At 69.7% G+C, this 23,683-nt stretch carries 17 protein-coding genes; 2 read left to right on the plus strand and 15 right to left on the minus strand.

Annotation, left to right across the window (positions count from 1 at the left end):
- Window positions 1-300: 300 nt before the first annotated feature.
- Both ACFYZB_RS12065 and ACFYZB_RS12070 read right to left on the minus strand, forming a co-directional pair.
- Window positions 301-1,665, minus strand: a complete 1,365-nt coding sequence (locus ACFYZB_RS12065; RefSeq protein WP_388757377.1) for an MFS transporter — start codon at window positions 1,663-1,665, stop codon at window positions 301-303.
- A gap of 12 nt (window positions 1,666-1,677) precedes the next feature.
- Window positions 1,678-3,045 carry a hypothetical protein gene (locus tag ACFYZB_RS12070; RefSeq protein ID WP_388757379.1) on the minus strand — a complete coding sequence of 456 codons (1,368 nt, stop codon included), beginning with the start codon at window positions 3,043-3,045 and terminating at the stop codon, window positions 1,678-1,680.
- Window positions 3,046-3,352: 307 nt separating this feature from the next.
- Between ACFYZB_RS12070 and ACFYZB_RS12075 the strand changes: the two genes are divergently transcribed.
- Window positions 3,353-4,501, plus strand: a complete 1,149-nt coding sequence (locus ACFYZB_RS12075) for a GNAT family N-acetyltransferase (protein ID WP_388757382.1) — start codon at window positions 3,353-3,355, stop codon at window positions 4,499-4,501.
- Between the two features lie 281 nt (window positions 4,502-4,782).
- Here ACFYZB_RS12075 and ACFYZB_RS12080 read toward each other — a convergent pair whose 3' ends face one another.
- From ACFYZB_RS12080 to ACFYZB_RS12140, 13 genes are all read right to left on the minus strand, one after another.
- Complete coding sequence (locus ACFYZB_RS12080; protein WP_388757384.1) at window positions 4,783-5,529, minus strand: 2OG-Fe dioxygenase family protein; 747 nt, start codon at window positions 5,527-5,529, stop codon at window positions 4,783-4,785.
- A gap of 270 nt (window positions 5,530-5,799) precedes the next feature.
- Window positions 5,800-7,068 (minus strand): ATP-grasp domain-containing protein, encoded by a 1,269-nt coding sequence (locus tag ACFYZB_RS12085; RefSeq protein WP_351208552.1) that lies wholly within the window; start codon window positions 7,066-7,068, stop codon window positions 5,800-5,802.
- Window positions 7,069-7,272: 204 nt separating this feature from the next.
- Window positions 7,273-9,105 carry a BTAD domain-containing putative transcriptional regulator gene (locus tag ACFYZB_RS12090; protein ID WP_388757387.1) on the minus strand — a complete coding sequence of 611 codons (1,833 nt, stop codon included), beginning with the start codon at window positions 9,103-9,105 and terminating at the stop codon, window positions 7,273-7,275.
- 114 nt (window positions 9,106-9,219) lie between these two features.
- The gene (locus tag ACFYZB_RS12095) at window positions 9,220-10,245 is read right to left on the minus strand and encodes an isopenicillin N synthase family dioxygenase (protein ID WP_388757389.1); all 1,026 of its coding nucleotides are present in this window, start codon (window positions 10,243-10,245) and stop codon (window positions 9,220-9,222) included.
- Window positions 10,242-10,931 carry a 7-cyano-7-deazaguanine synthase gene (locus ACFYZB_RS12100; protein ID WP_351215910.1) on the minus strand — a complete coding sequence of 230 codons (690 nt, stop codon included), beginning with the start codon at window positions 10,929-10,931 and terminating at the stop codon, window positions 10,242-10,244. The genes ACFYZB_RS12095 and ACFYZB_RS12100 overlap by 4 nt, the downstream gene beginning before the upstream one ends.
- A 103-nt stretch (window positions 10,932-11,034) precedes the next feature.
- Window positions 11,035-12,015, minus strand: coding sequence for an aspartyl/asparaginyl beta-hydroxylase domain-containing protein (locus tag ACFYZB_RS12105; protein ID WP_388757392.1), 981 nt, complete (start codon window positions 12,013-12,015; stop codon window positions 11,035-11,037).
- Between the two features lie 374 nt (window positions 12,016-12,389).
- The gene (folE, locus tag ACFYZB_RS12110; protein WP_388757394.1) at window positions 12,390-12,980 is read right to left on the minus strand and encodes a GTP cyclohydrolase I; all 591 of its coding nucleotides are present in this window, start codon (window positions 12,978-12,980) and stop codon (window positions 12,390-12,392) included.
- Window positions 12,981-13,017: 37 nt separating this feature from the next.
- A complete protein-coding gene (locus ACFYZB_RS12115) occupies window positions 13,018-13,380 on the minus strand; it encodes a 6-pyruvoyl tetrahydropterin synthase family protein (RefSeq protein WP_388757396.1) in 363 nt (120 codons plus the stop codon).
- A gap of 35 nt (window positions 13,381-13,415) precedes the next feature.
- Complete coding sequence (locus ACFYZB_RS12120; protein WP_388757398.1) at window positions 13,416-14,129, minus strand: 7-carboxy-7-deazaguanine synthase QueE; 714 nt, start codon at window positions 14,127-14,129, stop codon at window positions 13,416-13,418.
- Between the two features lie 13 nt (window positions 14,130-14,142).
- Window positions 14,143-14,925 carry a class I SAM-dependent methyltransferase gene (locus tag ACFYZB_RS12125; protein ID WP_388757400.1) on the minus strand — a complete coding sequence of 261 codons (783 nt, stop codon included), beginning with the start codon at window positions 14,923-14,925 and terminating at the stop codon, window positions 14,143-14,145.
- Window positions 14,925-15,065, minus strand: a complete 141-nt coding sequence (locus tag ACFYZB_RS12130) for a hypothetical protein (protein WP_388757403.1) — start codon at window positions 15,063-15,065, stop codon at window positions 14,925-14,927. The genes ACFYZB_RS12125 and ACFYZB_RS12130 overlap by 1 nt, the downstream gene beginning before the upstream one ends.
- A gap of 259 nt (window positions 15,066-15,324) precedes the next feature.
- On the minus strand, window positions 15,325-18,282 hold the full coding sequence (locus ACFYZB_RS12135) for a BTAD domain-containing putative transcriptional regulator (protein WP_388757406.1): 2,958 nt from the start codon (window positions 18,280-18,282) through the stop codon (window positions 15,325-15,327).
- A gap of 388 nt (window positions 18,283-18,670) precedes the next feature.
- Window positions 18,671-19,639 carry a GlxA family transcriptional regulator gene (locus tag ACFYZB_RS12140; RefSeq protein ID WP_388757409.1) on the minus strand — a complete coding sequence of 323 codons (969 nt, stop codon included), beginning with the start codon at window positions 19,637-19,639 and terminating at the stop codon, window positions 18,671-18,673.
- Between the two features lie 723 nt (window positions 19,640-20,362).
- On the opposite strand from ACFYZB_RS12140, the gene ACFYZB_RS12145 reads away from it, so the two are divergent.
- Complete coding sequence (locus tag ACFYZB_RS12145; protein WP_388757412.1) at window positions 20,363-23,122, plus strand: AAA family ATPase; 2,760 nt, start codon at window positions 20,363-20,365, stop codon at window positions 23,120-23,122.
- Window positions 23,123-23,683: the final 561 nt, after the last annotated feature.

A 23,683-nucleotide genomic window follows, 5' to 3' on the forward strand; every position in this document is an offset into this window, starting at 1 on the left:
GCAACCGCAACCGCGGCCGTGGCCGCGAGAGCGCGCGGCGGCTGATCGTCCGGCGCCGACCTCTCCGCCCCAGGCCGGCATGGCGCCCGACACTGAAGGTGCCGTCGGCCGTCAGGGTGGCATCGCACTCGGCGGAGAGCGGCTCGGCGAGCCGATGGCGGCCGGACCGCGACATGAGACTGCGGCGCGGGCCGGCGGACAGCGAACGGCGAACACGGGGAACGCCGTCCGCCGCCCGGTGTGCTGCCGGACGGCGGACGGCGTTGGGGGTTCGGTGCGGCTCGGCAATCGTGGCCAGGTTCAGTCGACGGGGTCGCCTCCGAACCGCTCCGCGGAGGACGTGTCCCTGGCTGGTGCGGCCTGGCCCGTGTCGGTGGGCGGCCGGTCGAGACCGATCACGAGCGGTACGGCCAGCACGCTGATCGCGGCGAGGAACATCCAGGGCAGCGCCGCACCACCCTCCAGCAGCGCTGTGAGCAGCGCCGGGGCGACGGCGGCACCGATCGACCAGGACATCTGGTAGACGCCGAGATAGCGGCCCCGCAGATGCTCCGGTGCCATCACCACGCTCAGTTCGCTGGTCGGCGGCGAGCCGAGCATCTCGCCCACGGTGTAGAGCACCATCGCGATCAACAGCCCGACGACCACCGCCCAGCCGGGCAGCACAAGCAGTGTGCCGAAGACGACGAACGCCGCCGCGTTGAACAGCAGGGCCAGCACCAGCACCGTCACCGGGCTGCGGGACTCGATCCACCGGCTGGCGAGCGTCTGGAGCAGTGCCACCATGGCCGCATTCAGCACGACGATCACACCGACGATCCAGGCGCCGACAGCGAGGTCGTCCACGGCGTAGACGGCGAGCAGCACGGAGATCACCGTGGAGGCGAAGACGAAGGAGATGTTCGTCGCGACCAGCCGCAGATACCGGGTGTCCTTCATTACGGTGAGATAGCCGGCCGAGGGCTGCCGGGTGGTTTCGTCCGCTGCCTGCTCCGGCCGGACGGGCTTCGGCTCGTCGGGCTCGGCGCCGGCCGCCTCGCTGGTGTCCGTTCCCCGCAAGGTGAGAACGAGCCAGCCCGCGACGGCGAAGGTGACCGCGTTGATCACCATGACCGTCCGCAGCCCGGCGACGGTTCCGATACTCAGGGCCACCGCGGACACGACGCCGCCGAAACCGACGCCGACGTTCCGCATGGCACGCACGAAGCCGAACCAGCGGGCCCGCTCGACGCCCTGGGCGACCAGCACGGTGAGTGGACTGTTGCCCATCCAGAAGGCGGTGGAACCCAGTTGCACCACGAATTGCCACCACACGATCTGCCAGGCCGCGTGCGAGAACTGGAATCCGATGAATCCAGCCACCGATACCCAGTTGCCCGCGCCGACCACGAGGCGCGGACCGTACTTGTCCAGCTGGTGCCCGATGATCAGCGGAAAGGGCAGGGCGAGCAATTGGCCGGCGGTGAGCGCGGCGCCGACGGCGACCAGTGACAGCGTCGTCGTCTTCACGAAGAAGACGACGGTGAACGCCACCACCAACCCGTTCCCGAGGCTGTCGATCAGATTGGCCGTGACGAAGCGGCCCTTCCCGTTGAGGTTCGGCAGACCCCAGGCCGTCTGGAACCGCTGCCACGCCGAAGGTGCGGGGGACTGCTGAGGCATCATGGCGTCTTCTCTTTACTTCACCGCGCCGGCGGGCAGCTCACTCTGGTAGAAGACAGCCGCGCTGCACGCCTTGGCATGCGCTGCGATGGAGATGATGCCGCCCGAACCGGCCGGCACCACCTTGGCGTAGGATCCGGCACAACCGTCCGGGGTGTAGAACAGGCCGTAGGCCGCGTGCCATTCCTCGGTTTCCCCGGATACCGGGTCCACCACGAGTTCAGAACGCGGCATCACCCTCTGCTGCACGATGCATCCTTCTTCGGCGTAGTTCTCCAGAGCCTGCCGCCAGGTGGCGTCGTCCGTTTCCCAGCCCACGACGACGCCGACTCCGCCGCCACGCCCGTTGACCTTCAGGATCAACTGATCGCGCCGCGCCAGACATTCGTCGACGAGGTCGGTGTCGGCCTTGAGTACATCGGTGTTGATCAGGCGGGTCCAGGGCAGCACCCGGTCGACGAGTCGGCACTCGTCCTCGCTGAAGGTGCGCCGCCACGACGGGTCCGAAAGCAGCGCCATACAGGCCTTGTTGGCGAACACGTTGCTGGAGAGCGGGGTCCACAGCAGTGTCCCGCCCGCCTGGTGCGCGCGGAGCAGGGGTGCGATCAGGTCCCAGCCGCCGGGCTCCTCGGCGATCTGGTCCGGGACGAAGGCCCGGTAGACCACGTCGATCTTCTTGTCCCCGAGGTAGAGCGCCCCGTCGCGTTCGTGCACATCGGAGACCTCGGCCAGCAGGATGTCGAAACCCGCTGAGCGCAGTGCGGACTGGAAGTTGAGCCAGAGCTCGCCGTAGTCCCTCATTCCGCCACGCCATTCAAGCATGGCCACCACCGGCTCGCGGCCGGGTGCCACCCGAGCGCCGAAACTGCGGAGCGCCTCGACCACGGCCCGAATGGGATGCACATGGCCGAGCCGGTGCCGGCGCGCGAAGTCGGCGAAGGCATCGACCTCCAGCGTCGCCTGGGACATCTCACTCGCAAGAGCCCAGCCGCCGGACTCGCTCCCCAGATTCGTCTCAAGGAGCTTGAACGAGGTGCCGTCGTGGTACATGTCGGCCCGGCCGAAGGAGGGGGGCACCAGGTCACCGAACCGCCGAATCGCTTCCCATCGGCCGTCGGTGATGCCGAGCACCTTTCGGAAAGCGTCCAGATCTCCGCCGAACATGCGGTCCGGAAGGGAAAAGAGAATGTCGATGAGGTGCTGCAGATCTTCGGAGAATTCGCGAAGCTCCCGCTCGGCGACGAAGAGGGGCCTGGCCAGGTACTCGCCGTGCCACGGTACGAGCGTCGGGAAGTTCTTGACGTGCTGAGCGACCCGGGGCAGGACGCTGCCCGGCGCGCGGAACTCCTCGTTGTACTGGGCCGTTACCCGCTCCGCCGACATGTGATCTCCGCTCCTGCTCGCCGATGACCGAGCCCCTCGGTCCGCGATGGCCACTGTTCCACTCCGTTCCCCGTCGCGACTCAATCGGGGCTCAATTGGGGCTCATTTGCTGACCATTGGCCCCTGCGGGCGCTGAGCAACTGTGTTAGTAATGGATTTCTTGAACCACCGGAAAGGCCGCCGCTGATTGGTCGAACAAGCAGGACGAAGCCGCCGGGGCTGTTGCCGCCTGCGTGAGGCGGCACATTCAGCGTCCGATCGCGCAGCGAGTTCGCGGGCACGGTCTGGCAGAGACTTTGGAGGCGCGATGACCGCCACGACGGACACGTTCGCCGACGCCGTCGGAGGGCTCGGGGACACCGAGTGGGACCGGCTCGCCGACGGGCGGTTCTACTCGTCGGCGCTGTGGTTGCGGGTGTGCGCCCTCGACCCCGGGGCGGTCTCCGGCGGACTGCACGTACAGACCCCGGGCGGTGGCCGGGCCGCGATCCCGGTGGCAGCGGTGACCGACGAGCCCAACCCGGCTCTGCGGTGGCACGACCTGCTTACCGCGCGCGGTCTGCCGGCGCCCGAGCCGGGCGGCCTGCTGATCGGCCAGCGCCGAGGCTACCTGGCGCACCTGCTGACCGGTGAGGGTACCGATCGGGTCGAGGCGGCCGCCGCAGTGCTCGGCGCGGTCCGTGCGCTGCGCTCGCCCGTGCACGGGGACGAGAAGATCGCCCGCGTGGCGATGTACCTGACCACCGGGGACGTGAAGGCGATGCGAGCGGCGGGGGCGCGGACCGCCCCGGTCGCCTTGAAGACCGACGCCTGGATCGAGATTCCGCCCGGCGGCTTCCCTGCCTGGCTGGAATCGCTGTCGGCGCACCGGGCCCGTCGTATCCGCAGCGAGATAAGGAAGTTCGAGAAGGCCGGATACGAGTTGGAGCACCGGACGCTCGCCGAGTCCTGGCAGGACGTCGCCCGGCTGCTGGCCCGTTCGCTGCTGCGCTACGGCAGAACCGTCGACGTGGCCCCGATGGCCGAGTCATTCCGCATGCAGGGTGAACTCGCCGGTCCACGCGCCCAGGTCGTGCAGTGCTCGCGCCCCGGCGAACCGCCCGTCGGCTTCTGCATGTACTACCGCCGGGGCGAAACCGTGTACCTGCGGGCGCTGGGCCTGGACCACGACCGACTCGCCTCGGCCGCCGAGTACTTCAACCTCACCTACTACATGGCGGCGCGTCTGCCCGGAGTGCGCTGGGTGCACGCGGGCACCGAGACCGCGCAAGGAAAGGCGCTGCGTGGCGCGAGGCTCCGGCCGCTGTGGCTGCTGGACCTGTCCGAGGACAGCCCGCTGGCCGGGTACGACGAGGAGATCCGCGCGCACAACCACGCCCTGCTCGCCCGTCTGCGCGACTCCTCGCCCGCGATCTCCGGCGCCCTGGAGTACGAGCTCTGGGAGCCGTACTGCTGAGGCCGACCGCCGCCGGGGCGAGCGGGTTCTGCGACGCCCCGGCCCGGGTCCGGGGCATGGGCACCGCTTCCACGTCGCGGTCCTCATGGCCGCGTCCGTGCACGGGGTCGCCATCGGGTGCAGACCGCCGGGAAGATCGCCGCCGGCACCGGTGTTGCCGGGAAGGCTCCGGCGTACTGGTGCCGGCGGCGAGTATGTGGTGCACACGGTCGCCTGGGGCCTGCCGAGCGGTACCGCACCCTGTCGGGTCTCGGCGTCGGTGTGGCGCCCGGTCCGTGGGCTCAGGCCATCGGGTTCATGTCGATGATGAGCATGTCGCGCACTCCCAAGGCGCCCTCGGGGACGATCGGCGAGACCTCGTGCGTGATCATGTTGTCGTCGATGAACATGGTGTCGAGCGGCTGGACCAGGGTGGTCTGCACGATGTCGCCGCCGTCGTTGGGGTGGACGGTGGACAGACCGCCGGTGACGCCCTCGCGGCGCATCAGGTGCATCCCGACGTAGGAGTGCCCGTCGCGGTGGCGGCCCTCGGGAGTGGGGAGTCCGTCGGCGTCGGCGCGGGCGACGACGCGGACCAGGTGGACCCCGGTCCGCCACGAGTTGTTTCCGCCCGCTGCGGTCGCCATCCGGGCGTTGAAACCGACCAGGGCGCGCATGGTGGGGCTGAGCAGGAGGTCCTGGTCGACCGGTTCGAAGAGCCGGTCCCTGCCCTCCCACAGCGGGATGGAATCCTGACGGAAGGCGGCGTGGGGCAGGACCTCGTAGGTGACGGTGTCGCCGTCGACGACGACGCGCAACCGGCTGTAGCGGCGTTCGCGGTACACGCCGACGCCGTCGACCTCGGTGTCGACCGGCAGGTCCTCCCAGGCGTCGCGGAGTTCCTCGAGGTCGGCGTCGCTGATCAGCCCGGCGAGTTCCTCCTTGGGTATGACGGCGAAGCCCGTACGGCGGACCTGCTCCGCGAAGGCGGGTACGCCGTCATGGAGCTGCCGTCCGGTGGTCGGCGTGTCGCTGGTGCTGGCGGTCATGGTGTTTCCCCTTTGTACGGGTGTCCCGGTGGCGTCGGCGCGTACGGCCGGGACGGGTGCGGTTGGTGTCGGGTGGGACCGATGGTCCGGTCACGCCCGGTGACGGCGGTCGCCGGATCGGCCGTCTCGGGTCCGGCCGACCGGGAGTTCGCCGGTCGGCCGCACATCTCGGTGCGTGCGGCGGCCGGCCGCCTGTACCGGATGTTCCACAAGATCGGAGCGAGGTCCTGCGCCCGGCTGCCGTGGCCGGCCGCCCGGACACGCTTCAGGTCAGTCCCGTTCCTCGTACTCGACGTGCAGCGTCTGTGCGAGGTGGGCGAGGTAGGCCGCGGCCTCCGCGTCCGACTCGTGGTGCGAGAGCACGACCGCCGGGTTTCCGGTCCAGTCCGGGTAGGGGCGCAACAGCGCTCCGGGCCCCGCGGTCTCCACCACGTAGTCCACCCGCGGGTCGGCACGCACCGCCTCCAGGCCCCGTATCCGCTTGACCCGTCCGCCGCCGCCGATCGGCACCAGATAGGCCGCCGCGTGGCCGGCCGGGGCCGGCTCCTCGCGCCAGCAGAGCGGCTCTTGGCCGAGGTGGATGCGCAGCGCCTCGGCGGCCAGGTCGATCCCGCTGCTGACGTGGGTCAGGTGGTGCATGTTGCCTCCGCCTCCGAGGCGCGCGGTCATCTCCAGCAGCACCGGCCGTACTCCGCCCACCAGCCGTAGTTCGGTGTGCGTGGTGCCTTCCGTGACGCCGAAGGCGTGGTGGGCGCCGATCACCTCCGCCTCGATCGCGGCGAGTATCTCGGCCGGTAGCTGGGCGGGGGCCCGGAGCGTGGTCTCCTCGAAGTAGGGCCCCGTCAGTTCGCCCTTCCAGCTGATGGCGCAGACCCGTACCTGTCCGTGGAACACCAGGGATTCCGCGGAGATCTCCGGCCCGTCCAGGTATTCCTCGACCAGCACACCGGTGTCCGAGTGCGATCCGTCGGCGGCGGCCATGTGGGTCTCGACGAGACTCCAGGTGCGGGCCACGGCCTGCTCCAGGCTGTCCCTGTCATCCGCACGGATGACTGCGAAACTGGAGTGGCCGTTCGCCGGTTTGACCACGACGGGAAAGCGCAGGGTCAGCGCGTCGGTCCAGTGGTCCGGATCCTTGACGACCACGAAACCGGGCACGCCCAGCCCCGCTTCCAGGAGGAGCTGACGCATGCTCCGCTTGTCGCGCACCACGGCCGCCGCCTCCTCGGTCAGCCCGGGGAAGCCCAGCTCCCGAGCGGCGCGCGCCACGAAGGGAATGACCCTTTCGTTGCCCGACATGATGCCGTCGAAGGGCTCTTGGCGGTGGCGTTCGGCGAGCGCCGACAACGCACCGTCCGGGTCGTCGTCGATGTCCAGTGGCAGGAGTTCGACGACCGCGTCGGGCCGCCCGGCGGACTCCAGCGTGTCGTCCCCCCTGGGGACGAGGATCAGATCGATGCCGGCACGTTCGGCGGCTTCGAACGCCCAGGGAAACACGGACAACTGACCGACGAGGACGAGTTTCGGGCGCTTCGGCATGACGGTTCTCCAAGGATCGGCTGTGTGGAAGGGTCTGAAAGGGCCGCGCCGGCCGGAGCGGTTCTGTGTGAGGTCATCCCGGCGATCACAGGCCGGGGAGGCTGATCAGCCCGTGGTAGGAGTCGCACTCGGCTGAAGCGCCTGCCGCGCACCGCGCACCGAAGACGCGCGATACGAGGGGCAGGATGGCACCGGGACCGGGCGTCAGGCGGAGCGCATGACCGACGCGCTGCCCGGCCGTGCCGCGAACGGGCTTGTCCCAGGTTCCCATTCGTAGGAGAACCGGCCGTTCACACTCGGACGGTGCGGGCGCAGCAGGTAGTTCTCCGCCAGTTCCTCCAGCAGGTCCTCGGCGCGCTGGTCACTGATCCCGAGGGCCGCGGCGGCGAGCGCCGGCGTGAGCCGGTCGGGGGCGACGGAAGACACCAGCCCGTGGGCCAGGGACCGCGACTCGGCGGACAGTGTCGCGAGCGTCCGGTCGAATCCTGCCCACACGCCCAGCGGATCGCTGTCGGCGCCCCCGGACGCGAGGACCCACGCGGTGGCCTGCCTGGCCGTCCAGTGCGGACGGCGGCGCAACTGCGCCGCGATCGCGAAGAGCGCGCCCGGCAGCCCCCGGCACAACCGGGCGAGCTGTCGCAGTCCTTCGGGGTCCAGGGCGATGGGGTGCCCCGGCACGGAGGATGCGAGCAGTCGCAGACAGTCGTCGAAGGGCAGTCCGGGGAGATCGACGTGGACCGCCGTCGAGGACACGAACAGCCGTCTACGACTGCCGATCACCACGCCGCAGCCGGCACCTGACGGCAGCAGCGGCGTCAGCTCCTCCACATCGCACACGTCGTCGAGCACCACCAGAACGCGCAGGTCGGCGGTCCAGGTACGGAACAGCAGGCTCAGGTCGGTCGTACTCTGCCGCAACTGCTCCTCTGTCGCACCGAGTCCGCGCAGGAACGAACGGAGGATCTCGGCGGGCCGCACCCGCCGACCGGCGCCGTCACGCAGACGTGCGTGGAGTCGCCCGTCCGGGTAGTGACCGCTCACCTGATGCGCGGCGTGCAGACACAGTTCGCTCTTCCCCGTGCCGGGGGCACCGCCCACGACCACGAGCGGCCGGTCCTCCCGCGCCCGGCCGGCCAGTACCTCCGTGAGGCGCGCCAGCTGGCCGGCGCGTCCGGTCAGACGCTCGCGCGGGGCCGGCAGATGGCAGGGCGGCCGGGTGGCCGCGGACACGACCGTGAGCCGCCCGCCGGGACGCAGCAGCGCCTCGTCCGACGTGAGCACGGCCGTGTGCAGGGCTCGGAGTTGGGGTGAAGGATCGAGTCCCAGCTCGGTGGCGATCCGTTCGCGTGCCCGGCGGTAGACCTGAAGCGCTTCCGCCCGCCGGTCCATGCGGTAGAGCGCCGTCATCAGATTGCCCTGGGCCCACTCGTCCGTCGGTTCCTGCACGGCCATCGAGGTGAGTTCGCCGAGGACTTCGTGGTGCCGGCCGAGGTGCAGGTCGGATTCGATGCGCAAGTGGTGTGCGCTGGTGCGCAGTTCCTTCAGCCGGATGGCCTCGGCCTTCAGCATGGGCCCCTTGCGCACGTCCACCAGGGCGTCGTCCCGCCACAGCCGCAACGCCGCGGCGGCTGTGTCACGGGCCCCCGCGAAGTCTCCGTCGTGGAACTCCGTTCGGGCACGGGCGAGCAACGGCTCGCAACGGAAGACGTCCACGTGGTCGGCGGGCAGCGACAGCTGGTAGCCGCCGTCGACCGTGCCCAGCAGCGGCCCGGCCGCACGTACCGCGCCGCCGCTCCTCGGATTGCCGAGGGAGAACCGCTTCCTGAGCTGGTACACGTACGTCTGCAACGCGGTGGGCGCGCTGGCCGGCGGATTGTCGTTCCACAGTTCGTCCATGAGGTGCTCGAAGGGCACCACCCGGCCCGCGTTGAGTACGAGCACCGCCAGTGTCTGGCGTACTTTCTGGGCGGCCGGCGCCATGTCGACGCGGTCATCGTCCCCGTAGGCCTGAAGAGGCCCGAGAAGGTTGATTCTCATGAAAATCGCCTTGCCTCAGGTTCGTGCGGTCCCGTGCGGCCCCCCTCGGACCGGCCGCCGGCGCCACGGCCGGGCCCGGCCACTCGGGCCCGGCCGTGGCGCCGGCGGCCGGTGTCAGGAGTTCCCGGACCCGGCCACCGCGGCCAGGTGGGGATGGTGCCGGGCGACGATGTCGGGGAAGGAGCGGACCAGTCCCTTCATGACGTTGTCGCCGTAGAGGGCGAACAGAGGGTTGCCGACGACGTCGATGACTCCGTCGGCGCCCTCGACGTAAGGGCTCGGCAGTGACTGCATCGTGGCGTCCAGCCGGGGGTTGTAGAAGAAGGGAATGGAGTAGCGGTCGACGCCCGGGGCGGGCCGGACCACCCGGTGGAGGGTGGCGCGCACATAGCCCCGCGTCGCCACCTCCAGCAGTTCTCCCAGATTGACCACGAACGCCCCCGGGATCACCGGTACGTCCGCGAAGCGGTCGTCTTCGACCGCGACCTGAAGGCCGCCGTTGTCGTCCTGGACGAGCAGGGTGAGCAGCCCGAGGTCGTTGTGAATGCCGGTCCCCTGGTCGGAACCGGTGTCCTCGCTCGTCTGCGTGGGACCTGGGTAGTGCAGGAGCTTGAGGTGGATCTGTGGATCCGGGTCGACCACGTCGTCCAGGAAGTCGGCGGGGGCGTCGAGCGACTCGAGCAGGAGCCGCAGCAGCCGGTGTGACAGATCCGTCAGCCGGGTGATCCAGGACTCGACGGCCGGGCGCAGCTCGGGCATCGCGGCAGGCCACTCGTTCGGACCGATCAGGCACCGGTAGGCGGGATCCCCGGGCTCGGACGGCCTCGCGGGCTGCTCCGGGCCGATGTCCAGCTGCCGGCGCTGGTCGGGCACACCTCGGGTGTGTTCGCGGCCGAGTTCGGAGTAGCCGCGGAACAGCGGCGAGTCGAGGATGTTCAGCGCGAGCCGGTCGGGCTCGGGCAGCTCGAAGAACCGGCGGGTGAGGTCGAGCATGTCGTCGGCGTCCTCGATGCCGTGGCCGACGAGCTGGAAGAAGCCGATCTCGTGCACGGCCCTGCGCAACCGCAGCAGGAACTCTGCCCGGGCTTCTGGCGAACCGGCGGCGTCCCGGAGATCGAGCACGGGGAACGGGTCGGTCATGACAGCTCCTTCGGATCGCTGTTCTGATAGGTCGTCGGATCGGTCACGCCGGCGTCCCGGAACGCCTGCCGGCGCTCCTCGCAGGCTGCGCACCGCCCGCACTGGAGCGTGTCGCCGCGAAAGCAGCTCCAGGTGTCGGTCCAGGGGACGCCGAGTTCCTCACCGAGCGACACCACGTCGCTCTTGCGCAGCTTGACCAGCGGGGCTGTCAGGGTCAGGTCGGGATGCGCGTATCCGTGGGTCGCGATCCGCTCCATGGCGAGGAAGGAATCGATGAAGGCGGCGTTGCTGTCGGGTGCGGCCTGGAGGTCGTCGACCACTCCGACGGCCACCGCCTGCGCCTGCTGGGCGACGGCGACGGCGAAGGCGACGGACAGCAGGAGGGCGTTGCGGTTGGGTACTACGTTCGGGCTGCCGCCGGACGACCCGCTCCGGTGATCCGGCACGTCGACGGTCGGGTCGGTGAGCGAGGAGCCGCTCAGGAGCTTGCCGACGGGGCTGAGGTCTACGACGTCGTGGGGCACCCCGAGAGTTCGAGCCGCCTTCGCGGCGAAGCGGTGCTCGATGAGATGACGCTGTCCGTAGTTCACGGACAGCAGGTGGAGGGTGTGTCCTTGCGCCTGGAGGTGGTAGGCCATGGTGACCGAGTCCAGGCCGCCGGACACGATTGCGACGGTTTTCGGCATGTGTCGACTTCCGGCAGACGGAAAGGGATGGAGGATCAGTACCTGAGGGGTCAGGACTGCGGTGCGCCGCGCGCCGGAGCGGCCGCGGACGCAGGGGTGTCCGTCACGGCGTCGGCGTGGCCGGGACGACGAGGCGGGTCGATTCCCGGCCCTTGCGGTAGGTCAGTTCGACCTCGGGCCGCGGACCGTCCAGCCTCGTGGTGATGGTCCGCTCCTCGCTCCAGCCGACCAGGCGGTATTCGTCTCCGCCGAGGGCCACCAGCGGGAAGAGGTGGTCCTGCGGTGAGCGGACGGCCAGTTCCGTGCCGGTGTCGACGATGCCGAAGCCGGCCTGCGGCTGCGCGCCGGTGAGCGACCCGAACACCTCTATCTCCAGCAGGTGCTCCGGCGCGTCGAACGAACACCGCGCGGCTTTGCGCTCCTGGTCGGTCGTGGCCACGCCCGGACGGTTGTAGAGCACATCCGGGCCGTCGAAGTAGTCGGCCCAGTCGGCCGGGAACAGCCGCGCGAGCTCCGGTGTGACGAGCACGTCCACGACCAGATGCACCCGGTGCTCGGGTCCGAGGTTCTGGATCTGGTGCTTGCGGCTGAAGTCACCGAACCAGAACTCACCGGGCTGCCAGCGATGAATTTCTCCGTCGAGGTCGAGCGAGGCTTCCTCGTGGGTGATGACGGGGATGTGCAGCCGGGCCAGACCCCAGTCCGGGGCGAACTTGGCGTCGCAATGGCGGTATCCGACGACTCCGGGGCCGAGGTCCAGGAACCGGGCGGCGTAGAGGGGGCCGGGAATCGCGTGCAGGACCTCCCGCACGTACGGCATGTGGTCCAGCCACTCGGTGTCGGCGAACTCCGCACTGCCGGGGCCGCCGGGGTCGGTGCGTGTCTTGTCACCACCGGGGCTGCGCACCGGGAGACAGCGCCAGTCCTGTTCGGCCCACCTGGAGACTCGCCCGTTCTCGTGCGAGCTCTGTTCGTCCCACAGGTGGTCGCGTGCGGTCATGAGGTCGGCCAGCAGCCGCTCGGCGTCCAGCTCGGGAAGCAGCCGGGCCGCTTCCGCAGGCGTGGAGGAATCAATGGTGTTCATCGTTGTCCTTTCATGTCGACCGGACCGGATTCGCGGATGTGCCGAAGAGAGCGGCCTGTTGTTCGCCGCTCCGCGACCGGGACGCGGCCGACGACCGCCGCGTTCGCGGCACGGCGGGCAAGGCGAATGCGGGGGCCGACGCGGAGGCGATCAACGTGCCGGGCGATGACCCGCCGGGGAAGCCGGCGGGAACCACGTTTCGATGAGGAACGCCTGAAGCGGCAGCCGGTGCCGAGACCCTCCAGCGCGGTGAGAGTCCGGCACGGCGCTGCCGGTACGCGTGGCCACCCGGTGCGGATCGCGTGGTGCGGTGGCTACCGGATCACCGACCCCGGCAAGGCGTGGGCGGCCCACTGGCGGAGCCGGACGGCTCGTCAGGCCCGGAGCAGGTCGAACAGCTCGCCCCGGAGCCCGGGGTCCGTGCTGAAGTCCCCGCGATACGCGGTCGACGTCATCTGCGCGGGAGCCTTGATGCCGCGCATCGACATGCAGAGGTGCTCGCCCTTCGCTACCACCGCGACGTCCGGGGCGCCGCTCAGGGTGCTGATCTCCATCGCGATCTGGTCCACGAGACGCTCCTGGACCTGCAGCCTGTGCGCGTACTGATGGGCGACCCTGGCGAACTTCGACAGGCCGAGCAGTTGCCCCGTCGGGCGGTACGCGATCGTCACGGAGCAGTTGAACGGCAGGAGGTGGTGCTCGCACAGCGACCAGACCTGAATGCCCGAGACGACCACGAGCTGGCTCGTGCCGATCGATTCGAAGAGCGTGCCCAGCGAACCCGGGTCGTAGTTGGTGAATTCGCGCCACCAGCGGGCGAACCGCGCAGGGGTGTCGCGCAGTCCGTCACGATTGGGGTCCTCGCCGATCTCCTCCAGCAACTGGCGGGCGATCCCGACCAGTGGGTCCTCGGTCGTCCTGGTCGCCGACGGGTCACCGTCGAGTTCCACATCTGTCACCGACATGCGGCTGCCTTTCGTCCGGGCTTCGTCGTCGCCGGCCTCACGGCCGGTACTCGGCCCACGTCTTGGGAGTCTCGGAGATACGGACACAGGTCAACTCGGGAAACTCCATCACCCATGTCCTGTAGACCCAGGCGGCCATGTTCTCGGCCGTCGGGTTTTCGTCCATCACATCGTTCAGATGCCGGTGATCAAGCTGCTTGTCCATCCATTCCTTGAACGCGGACAGCTCTCCGTAGTCTCGAACGAAGCCCACGGGCAGCAGACTCGCGTCATCGGCTGCGAGTTCCAGCTCGATCACGTAGTTGTGCCCGTGCATCCGGGCGCACTGGTGATCCGGAGCAAGACCGGAGAGCCGATGGCTGGCCGAGAATTCGAATTTCTTCGTGATCCGAAATGTCATCGGACGAGTTCCCTTCTTCTTGTGCGGGCCGTGGGTCACACGCCGCGTTTTTCGCCCCACAGCAGGGTGTGGAGTCTCGTCGTCAGGTTCCAGCCGCGCTCCACCACCGCGTCGGCCAACTCGCCCATGTGTTTGGTGACGTCGTCGGCGGTACGCCCGATCGGCATGATCCACACCGAGGGCAGGCCGAAGTCGGTGACCAGCTGCGCCACTTCGTCGAGATCGCGGGTGTTCTGGCAGACGAACTTGAACGTGCTGCCCGGCAGGGCCGAAAGACTGGTGAGAGCGGCGGGGACGATCCTGCGCCGCAGGGGGTCACCGGAGTGCGACAGCTTGGGCGAGACGTTGAACCTGACGCCGGCGGCCACGAGTTCGGGGTGCGCGGCGTGCGTTCCGTTCGTCTCGATCTCGATCTCTTTACCGCGTTCGGTCAGCGCTGCCACCAGAGGGATCAGCCGTTCCTGCTGGCCCAGGGGCTCACCGCCCGAGATCACGATCAGTTCGGTGTCGAACGCGAGCAGCTCTTCGACGACGTCTTCGACCGGGCGCCGGTGAAGCTCCTTGCGGGGATCGTGGGCGATCCCGCCGTCAGCGGCTCCGACCCAGTCCCACGTGTAGGGCGTATCGCACCACGAGCACGACAGATTGCACCCGCCGAGTCGCAGGAACGCGCACCTGCGTCCCATGGACCGGCCCTCACCCTGGACGGTCGGCCCGAAGACTTCGTTGACCACGAGATCCTGTTCCATGGCGCACCGCCTCCTAGGGGTGGGACGGCTCGACGGCCGCCGGCTTCTGCGCCTGCACGATGAACCAATGCCGGCTCAGCCGGACGCCCTGATCGACGGAGACCGCGGCGACATATCGGTCGAACGCCTCCCTGTCCGCCGCGGAATCGTAGTTGTCGACGATCGGCACTTGGTGCAGGAATGTGTTCAGGTCGTCCGGCGAGTGGTAGAACTCCTCGAACCGGAACGCCTGGTTTCGTGTCACGACGAAGCCCGCGTCGGAGAGTTCGAGGGCAACCTCGTCCGCCAAGGGCCTGCCGTTCCAGCTGTCGAAATTCTGGCCGCGGCCGAACGTCTCCTTGAGTTCGCGCGCGTCCTGCTCGCCGATCCCCATGTACATCACGACCCCACCGGGGCGCAGCACCCGCTCGAACTCGCCGGCGATCAGCGGACCGCGGCGGGACGTGATCACATCGGCGTATCCGTCGGGCAGCCCCGTATGCGCGGCGTCGCGCAGCTCGAACGTGACATGCGGCAGACCTGCCTCGCCTCGATACCGTGCGGCGCACTCCAGCATCGACGGCGACAGATCGATCCCGGTCACGGCGCCGTACGGTCGTGAGATGCGCAACAGGCTGCGCCCGTCGGCACAGCCGACATCCAGCAGTCGGGCCTGTGGTGTTCCCAGTGCGGTCGCCAATTCGTCGAAGACGGCGTCCGGGCGGCCGTCGGCGAACACGTCGGTGCTGCGCGCATCGCTGAAGTAGCCGCCGAACCGCTCGGCCACCCGGGAGTAGAACTCCGCGTCCATCGTCATCAGTCGTGCACCTCCTCTTGGGCCACGGTCGAGAAGAGGCTCTGGTGCGCACGCAACGCTTCTCTCGTGCCGCGCCGCGATTCGGTATTCGGGACGCCGCACGCGGCGGGTGTCACCACGTCCCAGGTCACTACGGTCATTCGGACCACTCCTTGAGGGCTGTCCCCCCGAAGGGGCGCCGAGGTCGGCAGGACCCACTGTCCGGTGTCGCTCTATCGGCACGGCATCACGGCGCATCCACGGCACGGATAGGGCGGTGATAGCGCGGTCATGCGGCCACGATGGGCACCTGGTTCACGCTGGTGTCAGTGACACCCGGACGGACTGCCGAAGGGGTCGCGGAGGTAAGGAGAACCGAGATGGCCATCAGGAAGTCGCCGGCCGATGAGCTACCCGCCCTCAACACGCCGTGGACGTGACGGACCTGTCTGCCTGCTGGGGCCAGCCGACGGACGTCATGGGCCTGCCCAGCATGGCAACGATGTCGGACCGCGCGGCGGCGGCCCCGCTGTGGTCCAGGATCCGCTCCCGGATCTTGGCCGATAGGGAGTAGTATTGGACGGCCTGTTCCCTTCGGTGCAGGTGGGCATTGACCCGGCCGAGGTCGTGCAGCACATACCCCTCGCCGACCAGGTCGCCGCTCGCCCTGACCATGGCGAGGACCTCGAGCAGGGTTTGTTCCGCGGCCTCGTAGCGTTGCTGGCACGTCAGCATCTGGCCCAGCCGCCGCAGTACGAGGGCCTGGCCCCGGTCGAAGCCGGCCGACCGGCAGATGCCGAGGGCTTCGTTGAGATGGGAACGGGTTCGCGTGAAGTCCGCCCGCCGCATCGTGATGTGTGCCATCTCGCCGAGCACGTACGCCCGTCCGATCACGTCCCGCGCCCGCAGGAAGCCGCGCTCGGCGTTCGTGTAGAGGGCCAGTGCCCGATCGTCGTCACCACGGTGTCGCTCGATGCGCGCCAGGTCACGCAGGCACAGCGCCTGACCGCGTACCTCACCGATCCGCTCGAAGATCTCCAGAGCGGCGCTGAGGTAGGGGCCCGCCGCCTCGTGTTCGCCGCGGTACAGGTGCAAGGTCCCGAGCGAGCCGAGCACCGCCGCCTGGCCCCGTTCGTTGCCCGCTTCCTGCACCGCGGTCAGCGCCACCCGATGGGTGCGCTCCCACAGGTCGGGATAGCCGCGAGCCTCGAAAAGTGTCACCAGGGTCGTGGCCAGCTCCCAGCATAATTCGTCCAGGCCCGACCTGGCCGCCAGCTCGACCGCGTTCAACAGGTTGGTCTGCTCTCTCTCCAGCCACCCGAGCGGGTCGCGCACGCACCGTTGGACATGGCTTTCCGACGGATGCCATCGCTCGCCCCGGCCCGTCACGATGGTGCATGTACCGCCGTAGATCTCTCTGTGCGCCCTCTCCGCGAGCGCCATCCAGCCGCCGACCATGCGCCGCACCGCTCCAGCGCGATCTGCCTCGGTGAATTCCGCCGGGAGCCGTTCGTGCGCGAACATCCTGACGATCTGCGACAGTCCGCATCGGAAGTCCCCGCCCTGGTCCATGGCGGTGATGCCGAGGAGCCGCATGTCGATGAGGGGTTCCAGCAGGTCGGTGGAGTGCGGCGTGCGGTCGTCGACGAGGGCGGCACCCAGCCAGCTCGGGACTTCCGTCCCCTCGGCCAGGCTGAGCAGGCACAACAGGCGACGGTCGGCCGCCGCCAGGCCGTCGTAGCTGAGGGAAAGACTTGCCCGGATCGACAGTTCGCCGTGCGCCAGCTCGTCCAGTCGGCGGTGCTCGTTCTCCAGCCGGTCTCTCATGGAGGCCAGCGACCAGTGCGGCCGCGCGGCCAGGCGGGCGCCGATGATCCGCAGAGCGAGGGGCAGCCCGCCCACCAGATGCACGAGGACCCGCGCCGCCTCCGGCTCGCTCTCCACCCGGTGCTCTCCGATGATCCGCCCCAGGAGCTGGACGGCCTGTTCCGGGCTCAGCGGTGCCACGCCGAATCGGCGTGTGCCCGGCAACGCCGTGAGCTGACCGCGGCTGGTGACCAGCACGCTGCTGCTGCTGGTTCCCGGCAGCAGCGGCATCACCTGCGACTCGCTCACCGCGTCGTCCAGCAGCACCAGTGTCCGGCGACCGGCCAGCAGACTTCGGTACATCTCCGCGCGCTCGTCGAGCGCGTCGGGTATGGCTTGGCCCGGCACGCCCAGCGCCCGCAGGAAGCGCCCCAACGCCTCTGCGGGGCCTACCGGTTGTCCGCCCGGCCCGCGAAGGTCGCAGTAGAGCTGTCCGTCCGGGAAGCGCTCGGTCGCCACCCGGTGCGCCACATGCCTGGCCAACGTGCTTTTGCCGGCACCAGGTCCGCCGAGCACCAGGACCACGTTCAGTTGCCCCTTGTCCTGCCCCTCGGTGACGGCGTCGCAGACCGCTGAGACGAACCGGCCGTCCGCCACCAGGTCGCCGGTGTCTGCGGGAAGTTGCCTCGGGGTCACGACCGGGTCGGGATCGGCGCTTCGTTCTTGAGCCGCCTCGGAGAACGGCGTCGCCACGACAGGACGTGGTTCGGCCGGCTCGGCCAGGGCCAGGTCGGGGTCGTGGGTCAGGATCGCCTGCGCCAGGTCGCGCAGTTCCCGCCCCGGGTCCAGGCCCAGTTCCTCGGTGAGTATCGCGCGGCCCTGGTGGTAGACGTCCAGCGCCTCCGCCTGCCGGCCCGAACGGTACAACGCCACCATGAGGTGACTCCGCAGCCGCTCACGCAACGGATGGCAGGCGACAAGCTGCATCAGTTCGCCGACCAGGTGCTCGTGACGACCGAGCTCCAGCAACAGCCCCATGCAGGTCTCCACCGCTTCCAGGCGCCTCTCGTCCCACTGCGCCGCCATGCCGGCCAGGACCTCGCTCGGTACACCGGCCAGGCACCGCCCCCGCCACAGGCCCGTCGCCGAGCGAAGCTTCTCCACCGCGGGCAGCTTGAGACCGTCACGGGCCAGGGCATGCGCCTGAGCCACCAGGCGACGGAAATCGCCGATGTCGGTCGCGTCCTGCGGCGCCCTCAGCACGTATCCGCGGGGACGGGTCTCGATGGTGGCGTCCACGCCTCCCTCCGTAAGTGCCTTCCGGAGCCGGGAGATGCAGATCTGCACCTGGGCCCGTGCGGTCTTCGGCGGACCGTGATCCCAGATGAAGTCGATCAGACGGGTCGTTTCCACCACCCGGTTCAGTTCGAGCACCAGCGCCCCGAGGACGATCTCCTGACGCCCCGGAGCCACGGGCACGATCCCCTGCTCGCCGCTCACCTCGATCGGACCGAGCACCCGGAAGGGAGCTGCCGCCCCGACGGTGCTGTCGCTGTCTGAAGAGACTGTCATGCATATCCTGCTTCTGTGGTCTCAGCCAGGCGGTGCGTCCGGCTTGTGAGGGGGACGGAATTCGTACCGGCCTGTCTGCTCAGCCGTATCCGTCGGCTGCGCGGCCGAGCACCCTTCGAGGGCTTGGCCGGGCACGTGGACGACGGGAGAGAGAGGGTGCGGTGTGCGCGGCTGAAATACACCGGGGCCGTGGTGTGCCGCGTCGTTGATCGGGAACGTGCGCTCCAAGTGCTGTGTCTGGTGCCGGTGCCTGCCGTGGACGTGCCGTCACACGACCGGGGCGGTGTCCGGGACGGTTCTGGCCAACCCGCGATGCCCGAAGGCGTCCAAGGAGACGCGCCGGTTGCGCTCGGGCTCGTCACTGCGACGGCCAGGTGCGAGCGCTTCTTCACCCTGTTCTGGAGAAGTGGTGGCGGTACTGCCCCGGTGTGACGCCCAGGGTGTGCTTGAAGCGGCGGTGCAGGGTCTCGGCGAAGCCGAAGCCGCAGAGCCGGGCGATCGCGTCGATGGTGGTGTCCGTCGTCTCCAGCAGAGCTCGGGCGGCCTCGATGCGTACGGTCTCCACATAGGCGGCCGGAGTGAGTCCGGTCTCGGCGCGGAACACCCGGGTGAAGTTCCGCTCGCTCATGCCGGCCCGATCGGCGAGCATCCGGACGGTCAGATCGTCGGCGAGGTGGTCGGTGACCCACGCCTGCACTTCCCGCAACGGCTTGCGCGTGGGCCGCTGCGCGGCGAGCTGGGTGCTGAACTGTGCTTGACCGCCCGGACGTTGTACGAACATCACCAGCATCCGTGCCACGGCTCGGGAGACCTCGGGCCCGTGGTCCTCCTCGACCATGGCGAGCGCCAGGTCCATCCCCGCCGTGATGCCGGCCGAGGTCCACACCGGCCCGTCGTGTACGAAGATCTGGTCCGGGGCGACCGTGACGTCCGGGTGTGCCCGGGCCAGCCGTTCGCAGGCCGCCCAGTGCGTCACCGCGCGCCGCCCGTCGAGCAGCCCGGCCCGTGCGAGCAGGAACGCGCCCGTACACACGGAGGCGACCCGCCGGGCCCGGCCGGCCGCCTCCCTGAGCCAGCCGATGAGCTCTTCGTCGTCCGCCGCCTCACGATCGCCCGGTCCGCCCACGACCATGAGCGTGTCCAGCGGACCCACGCACTGTTGGACGCCTCTACCGGCCGCTACGTCGATTCCGTTGCAGGCGCGCACCGCTCCGGCCCGGCCCGCGACGATCTCGACGGCGTAGCCCTCGCCCTCGGGCACCCACCGTTCCGTCTGCGCGAACACCTCATGCGGTCCCGCCAGGTCGAGCACCTGGAACTGCGGAAAGACGAGGAAGACGACGCGCCGTTGTGTCATCCGATCATCCTTGTCCGCCCTGCCGTTTGGCGGCAAGGACACAGAGCTGACGATCTCCGCCATAGGGCCGGTTCCAGGCTTCGCCTTCGGCGGGTGCGGCTGCCGGCGGCGGGGCGGGTGGGCCGCTCCGGGGCAGGTGCCGGCCGGTCCCGGCGCCAGGGGCGTGTCGTGGAGAGCGCATCCCTGTGCCGCACGGGTCACCGCCCTGCGGTGAGGGTCATCGTCCAGCGCCTGTCTCCGCGCCTTCGGTTCCCACGGTTCGTCGTCGGCGTGCGTCGTCCACGCCGCTCGGAGGCACGACACATCTGTCCGGCATCTCGGCTGACGCGCTCTCACCACTCGGGCGTGCCCCGTCACGGGAACCCGAGCCCGCGGCACGGCGGTGCCGTGTGGCGTACCGGCGTGTGTCATCCGGATTGAGTTGAGCACCCTGTCTCCCTGTCTGCGAACCCGCCACTTCTGTGCGGTCAGAGGCGGGTGGCGCCTCTTCACCCTCTTGCGACCCTCGTGACCAGCGCAATCGTGGAGCACCACGACACGGACCACGAGATCGGCAGGCCAGATCCACGACACCGGGAACGTGATGGCGGACGCGACATTCCGGTTCCGCCGCACCTGTGCGCGATCATGGTGGTTCTTCTCACGGTGCGGGTCACGCCACCGAGGCAGGGCGCACGCCGTCCTCGTCCATGAGGACGCCCACGTCCACACGAGGAGGCAGGAGTGTCCCGAACGGCATGTGCACCACGGGAAGCGGCACGGCTGCTGGCCGCAGCGGTCGAGCGCGCTCGTGCGGGCACCGGTCGTCTGGTCCTGCTACGCGGTGCCACCGGCACGGGCCGCACCACCGTTCTGGAGGCCGCCGCCGAGGACGCCGCAGCCCGTGGTATGCAGGTGATGCGTGCCCGTTGCTCCGCCGGCGACTCCGCGTTCCCCTTCGCCACGATCCTTCAACTCCTCTGCTCAGGAGCCGAGTTGATCGATCCCTCAGGGGACGGTGATGAACGCAGGACCGGCGCCGGGCTGCGGAAGGTGCTGCACTCGCACGCCGAGCGGTCGCCGCTGCTGATCACCGTGGACGATGTACACCTGGCTGACGCGGCGTCCCGCCGCTGGCTGGTGGAGTCCGCCCGGCTCATGGACCGTCTGCCGATCATTCTGGCGGTCACCGAGCGCAGCCAGTACGACGTCGACCCGCCCGCACAGAGCCTCGCCCACGGTCTCTCTCCTGCCCTGGTTGCCACTCACACGCTGACCCCGCTGTCCCACGGTTCGGCCGTGGCAGAGGTCCGTTCGGCTTTCCCCGACGCGGACGACTCCTGGATCGAGGACTGTGTACGGGCCGGGGCGGGCAATCCGCTGCTGCTGCGCGCCCTGCTGGACGACCTCTCCGACGGCAGTCACCCGGTCGTGCCGGACACCTCGGCCGCGCTGTACCCCGGAGCGTTCTCGGCGGCCGTCCAATGGTGGCTGGACTGCGCCGGGCCAGGTACCGCGGAGGTGGCACGGACACTGGCGATCCTGGACGAGGGCTGGGACCACGGCCCCGCCCCCAGCACGGGGTTCCCGGTCCTCCACATCCACTCGCTCCTCTCCGAACTCACCGGCGCCGACCCGACCCGGGTCTCGGGCTGGATCACCGCGATGGCCGGCCTCGGCCTGCTTCGCCTCGATGGCATGGGCCGCGCCCGCTACACCCATCCGCTGCTGAGGGACGCGATACTCATCGGCGTGCCCGCGGCCCGGCGGCGCGCCGCGCACCGGACGAGCGCCGAGTCGATGCTGCACCGTGGTGTCGCGAGCGAGATCGTCGCCCGTCAACTGCTGCTCACCGACGCGGTGGACGCGCCCTGGGTGCTGCCGGTGTTCCAGGAGGCCGCATCGCTGGCATTGCGTGAGGGGCAGATCGAGGACGCGGTGGCCTTCCTGCGCCGCGCTCTGGAGGAACCTCTCTCCGATGAGGGCAGACAACGCCTGCTGACCGAACTGGGGTCGCTGGAGTACGCGGTACCCGGCTCCTCGGCCGCGATCCTGAGGCTCACCGAGGCACTGCGGCTGCCGGGGCCGCCACAGGAACGAGTGCGCGCCGCAGTCGCTCTCGGGACGGCGCTGACCGGCCGTGGCATGACCCGTGCGGGCGTCGAGGTGCTGCGCTCGCTGTACGACGCGCTCGCCGACCGACCCGACCTGATACGCATCCTGCGGCAGGCGTTTCTGCAACTGTCCGACAAGGAACTGCTGGTGCGGCAGGAGGCGTACAAACGGCTGATGGAGACTGCCGAGCGCTCGCCGGAGTCGATCAGCCCGGCCGGTCACGCCTTCCTGGTCAAATACGCGGTCATGGCGGGTCGGAGCTCGGCGAAGGACGCGATGCTGCGCCTGCGAGGTCTGCTGTCGGAGCCGGCCGACCCGCTGTCCGAGCCCTACCTGCTGGGGATGGCCGCCGCGGTCGCTCAGTGGGCCGACGAACTCGACGAAGCCGAACGGCTGGTGGAGCGCGGCCTGGCCGGGCAGCGCCCCGACGTCCTGCACCCCATGCAGGAGGCGCTGCTCGACACCCGCTTGGACATCATCGCGGCACGAGGCGACTTCACGCGCCTTCTGGCCCACCCGCTGCCCGCCACCGCGACGCCGAGGAACGCCCATGCCCACGCGTTGACGGCACTCGTGGAGACGGGCCGTGTCACCGACGCCGAACGCCTTGCCGAAGCCTTCGACCTGCGGACGGCGCCGGAGTCCTGGGAGCTGAACCGGTTCTTGTACGCACGCGGGCGACTGCGCGCCGCGACCGGTGACCTGGCGGGAGCCCTGCACGACTTCCTGGAGTGCGGCCGCCGCCAGTCGGCCCGGGAGGTGTTCAGCCCGGTCGTCACCCCCTGGCGCACTGCCGCCGCCGAGTGCCATATGGCCCTGGGGGTGCCGCGCGAGGCGCTCGCCCTGGCGGAGGAGGAGCTGCGCCTGGCCGGGGTGTGGAACACACCCCGCACGGTGGGCCGGGCACTGCGTGTCCTCGGCACCGCGACCGGCGGACGCCGGGGCCTGGACCTGACTGAGGAGGCCGTACGGCTGCTGCGCGGCGGCCCCGCCGGACCGGAGCTCGTGGCAGCGCTGTTGGCCGTGGGCCGCCAGTTGACCGCCTCGGGCGAGTCCTCGCGCGCCCGAGGCATCCTGCGGGAGGCGGCCGGGCTCGCCGAACGCTTGGGCGCAGTAAGGCTGCGGGGCCTGGCGGAGGAGGCGCTGCGTGCGAGCGGCGCCCGCCGTCCGACGACACGCATCGGTGCCGCCTCGCTCACCGACAGCGAGCGCCGGATCGCCGAACTGGCCGCGGAGGGACGCACCAACGCGGAGATCGCGGATCTGCTGCATCTGGCCCGCCGCACCGTGGAGACCCATCTGACGCACAGTTACCGCAAGTTGGGCATCCGACGGCGCAGCGCCCTGAGCACGGCCCTGACCGGCGGCACCCGGCGTACGGAGTCCTGACAAGCGGCAGGGACACGTAGGGCGAGCACGGATTTCGTAGCGGGGCGTCGGGGACGCCGGTCGCAGGTGCCCTGGGGGGGGTGAAGCGGCTCAGTGCCGCGTCGATCCGGGCCAGGGTGTCCGGATGCAGCTCGACGCCCGCGACTGCGAGGTTCTCCGCGACATGAGCCGTGGTGCGGCTTCCCGGAACGGGCACCACGAGCTCGTCCTGACGGAGCAGCCAGGCGCACGACGAAAACCGGTTTGAGCACTTCCTGGCCCGCCTGGGCGATGAAGTCGTCTGCTCGGGCGAGTCGTCGAGCGAGGGCGGCTCGGTGACGGCTGCGCTTGCCTGGCGGGTCCGCGCGGATTGCAGCCATTGTGTTTCGGTGTGTTCGGCCGCACCCAGCAGCCTGACCACTGCGCGCGGCAGCCACCACGTCGGCAGCGTCCCGTGTCGGACGTTCCTCCCACTCCATCTGAACTTAGAGGTTGTCTCATTTGGTGTCATCGGTAGTCTGGGTGTGTGCTGATCGTGGAACGCTTGGTGCCGGACGAGTTGTGGGAACTGTTCCAGCGGGC

Origin of the sequence: Streptomyces sp. NPDC001852 (genome assembly GCF_042891825.1) — a bacterium.
In the GTDB taxonomy this organism is placed as follows: Bacteria; Actinomycetota; Actinomycetes; order Streptomycetales; family Streptomycetaceae; genus Streptomyces.

Excerpts from the sequence above, each read along its gene's own strand:
- ACFYZB_RS12065 (WP_388757377.1), bottom strand. The coding sequence starts at position 1,665 with ATGATGCCTCAGCAGTCCCCCGCACCTTCGGCGTGGCAGCGGTTCCAG.
- ACFYZB_RS12070 (WP_388757379.1), bottom strand. The coding sequence starts at position 3,045 with ATGTCGGCGGAGCGGGTAACGGCCCAGTACAACGAGGAGTTCCGCGCG.
- ACFYZB_RS12075 (WP_388757382.1), top strand. The coding sequence starts at position 3,353 with ATGACCGCCACGACGGACACGTTCGCCGACGCCGTCGGAGGGCTCGGG.
- ACFYZB_RS12080 (WP_388757384.1), bottom strand. The coding sequence starts at position 5,529 with ATGACCGCCAGCACCAGCGACACGCCGACCACCGGACGGCAGCTCCAT.
- ACFYZB_RS12085 (WP_351208552.1), bottom strand. The coding sequence starts at position 7,068 with ATGCCGAAGCGCCCGAAACTCGTCCTCGTCGGTCAGTTGTCCGTGTTT.
- ACFYZB_RS12090 (WP_388757387.1), bottom strand. The coding sequence starts at position 9,105 with ATGAGAATCAACCTTCTCGGGCCTCTTCAGGCCTACGGGGACGATGAC.
- ACFYZB_RS12095 (WP_388757389.1), bottom strand. The coding sequence starts at position 10,245 with ATGACCGACCCGTTCCCCGTGCTCGATCTCCGGGACGCCGCCGGTTCG.
- ACFYZB_RS12100 (WP_351215910.1), bottom strand. The coding sequence starts at position 10,931 with ATGCCGAAAACCGTCGCAATCGTGTCCGGCGGCCTGGACTCGGTCACC.
- ACFYZB_RS12105 (WP_388757392.1), bottom strand. The coding sequence starts at position 12,015 with ATGAACACCATTGATTCCTCCACGCCTGCGGAAGCGGCCCGGCTGCTT.
- folE (WP_388757394.1), bottom strand. The coding sequence starts at position 12,980 with ATGTCGGTGACAGATGTGGAACTCGACGGTGACCCGTCGGCGACCAGG.
- ACFYZB_RS12115 (WP_388757396.1), bottom strand. The coding sequence starts at position 13,380 with ATGACATTTCGGATCACGAAGAAATTCGAATTCTCGGCCAGCCATCGG.
- ACFYZB_RS12120 (WP_388757398.1), bottom strand. The coding sequence starts at position 14,129 with ATGGAACAGGATCTCGTGGTCAACGAAGTCTTCGGGCCGACCGTCCAG.
- ACFYZB_RS12125 (WP_388757400.1), bottom strand. The coding sequence starts at position 14,925 with ATGACGATGGACGCGGAGTTCTACTCCCGGGTGGCCGAGCGGTTCGGC.
- ACFYZB_RS12130 (WP_388757403.1), bottom strand. The coding sequence starts at position 15,065 with ATGACCGTAGTGACCTGGGACGTGGTGACACCCGCCGCGTGCGGCGTC.
- ACFYZB_RS12135 (WP_388757406.1), bottom strand. The coding sequence starts at position 18,282 with ATGACAGTCTCTTCAGACAGCGACAGCACCGTCGGGGCGGCAGCTCCC.
- ACFYZB_RS12140 (WP_388757409.1), bottom strand. The coding sequence starts at position 19,639 with ATGACACAACGGCGCGTCGTCTTCCTCGTCTTTCCGCAGTTCCAGGTG.